A 1,823-nucleotide genomic window follows, 5' to 3' on the forward strand; every position below is an offset into this window, starting at 1 on the left:
ACTATTTCTGACATGCTTGCGATGCTCATCTTTCGATCCCTAAATACAGTGAAAGCATTTATAATGACGAATTCCTTTTTTAATGCCATAGGGTGAAAGGAGGGGCTGGGATGGTTACCTCATCAATTCTATTGCCAGTATGCCCGTCGTTGTGTCTTCTGCGTGCAGTTGGCTGCCTGCAACGTGAAGCATGATGGGTATATGTGGCTAAAGAAAGCCACATATACCCTTGATACTCAGAATAACCCGTTATTACATCTTGTTTTTACAGCGTGAAAAGGCCAGGCGCAATGCGGCTCCGATTTCTTCATGAGTGCTATTATCAGGAATGATAACGTAATCGGATTCCGCAATGCCATTTCCAGACCAGCCATCGAGCCTGTCATGTACGGAAGGTCTTATGGTGAGCATGCCATTGAGTTGGCAAATGCCACACCGAAGCATGTTTTTAAACAGGGCCCTCTTTGTTTTGTAACTATAAGTATTCATCATCTCCCCCACCCATTGGTCGAATGAAATACTTGCGTTATCACGATCGAAGAAATGATGATCATCAGGGTCGACAACCCTGCTGGCTGATAATGCAGTCAGTAGGGTAATTCCGAGCACTTCATTACTGCATTCTGGCATAAGGAGATGACTTTTGGTTTCAGGGTCATCTCGTAATAATCCATAACCTGAATATGTTTCAATGCAATAGAAATCGTTATTAAATAGCGCGCCAGCATTAAGCCCCTGCTCTTGTGCCTGATTCATTCTTTCACCACCGTGATTTTAACTTTCACATTTTTCTCAGAACCATAGACTATGGCCTTGTTGGTTTGTTCCCACTGCTTGGGTTATGTCGTTTTCGGGATCGCGATGACCACCTCACGTTTAGAAATATTTGTTAATTTGTTGCGTGTCTGAAATTTACTCACCATTCCAGATGGTTTGATTTTACATGAGTGTAATAGTTATGGAGAAAAAAATCCCGACTCGATGGTCGGGATCTTCATCATTATTACTTAATCGGGTAATTGTAATGGTCTGGTATTTTATAATCTTCAGGGAAATTTTCTATATTGGGAATTCTTGAAAAAAGATCAATATCTTCTCTTGTTTGATAAAGAACCCCATAGATTCCAGATAAAAATGTTGATATACGTAACAATGCTGCTTGCATTGCTAATTCATCATTATTTTCTTTTGCTTTAAAAAATAATTTGATAGTTAAGTTAAGCTTTGCTACATCATCTTCAATGCTTTTAACGATTGAGTCATTTTCTGATAAATAAAGGCTATCTTTATCAAACTCTTTTCCAATGTTTTGTTTTAACACTTCTAAATAAATATCTTTAAATTGATCTAGCAGAATGATATCAATCATTTTGGTAATCTCCGTCCTTCAGCTCTGGCAGCCTTGGTTTTTGCATCATTATATGACCCATCTAGGTTAAGCACCGCTCTTACTTCTTTTCCTGTCATATCAAAAACTTCAATGTGGTTTCTATGTCTGGCATCTAAATAAAATTGGTCGCCTTTTTGTCCTTGAAATTGCTTACTGGTCTTACTGGCTAACTCTTTTACTTGACTACCAAAACCCGGCTGCTTAAAGAACTCCCCGATATTACCAACAGCGCCTGCATTAGGTATATAGGGAACTTTCTTACCCGGCGTATTACCATCAACGGCTGGCTGCGTCACCTTTTTAGTAGAAGGATTTGGGCTCCCAATGCGGGTCTTAACCTTACCTCTGCCACCGACCGCAGCCATGGCAATCCCAAAGCCTTCTATAACATTCTTGGGAAGCTTTGTCATCGTGGCGAAATTTTCTACCCACT

At 40.0% G+C, this 1,823-nt stretch carries 2 protein-coding genes and 1 pseudogene; all 3 read right to left on the minus strand.

Going from position 1 to position 1,823, the window contains the following annotated elements:
• Positions 1-252: 252 nt before the first annotated feature.
• Positions 253-756 (minus strand): contact-dependent growth inhibition system immunity protein, encoded by a 504-nt coding sequence (locus tag J5224_RS26280; RefSeq protein ID WP_264628119.1) that lies wholly within the window; start codon positions 754-756, stop codon positions 253-255.
• Positions 757-1,003: 247 nt separating this feature from the next.
• Positions 1,004-1,369 (minus strand): hypothetical protein, encoded by a 366-nt coding sequence (locus tag J5224_RS26285; RefSeq protein ID WP_264628120.1) that lies wholly within the window; start codon positions 1,367-1,369, stop codon positions 1,004-1,006.
• Positions 1,366-1,823, minus strand: a pseudogene (locus J5224_RS26290) (hypothetical protein); the annotation flags it as partial. The pseudogene J5224_RS26290 and the gene J5224_RS26285, both read right to left, overlap by 4 nt.

The sequence above is a fragment of the Candidatus Symbiopectobacterium sp. NZEC135 genome (genome assembly GCF_025962695.1).

Bases quoted from the DNA above. Each gene is read 5' to 3' on its own strand.
- J5224_RS26280 (WP_264628119.1), bottom strand. From the start codon at position 756: ATGAATCAGGCACAAGAGCAGGGGCTTAATGCTGGCGCGCTATTTAAT.
- J5224_RS26285 (WP_264628120.1), bottom strand. From the start codon at position 1,369: ATGATTGATATCATTCTGCTAGATCAATTTAAAGATATTTATTTAGAA.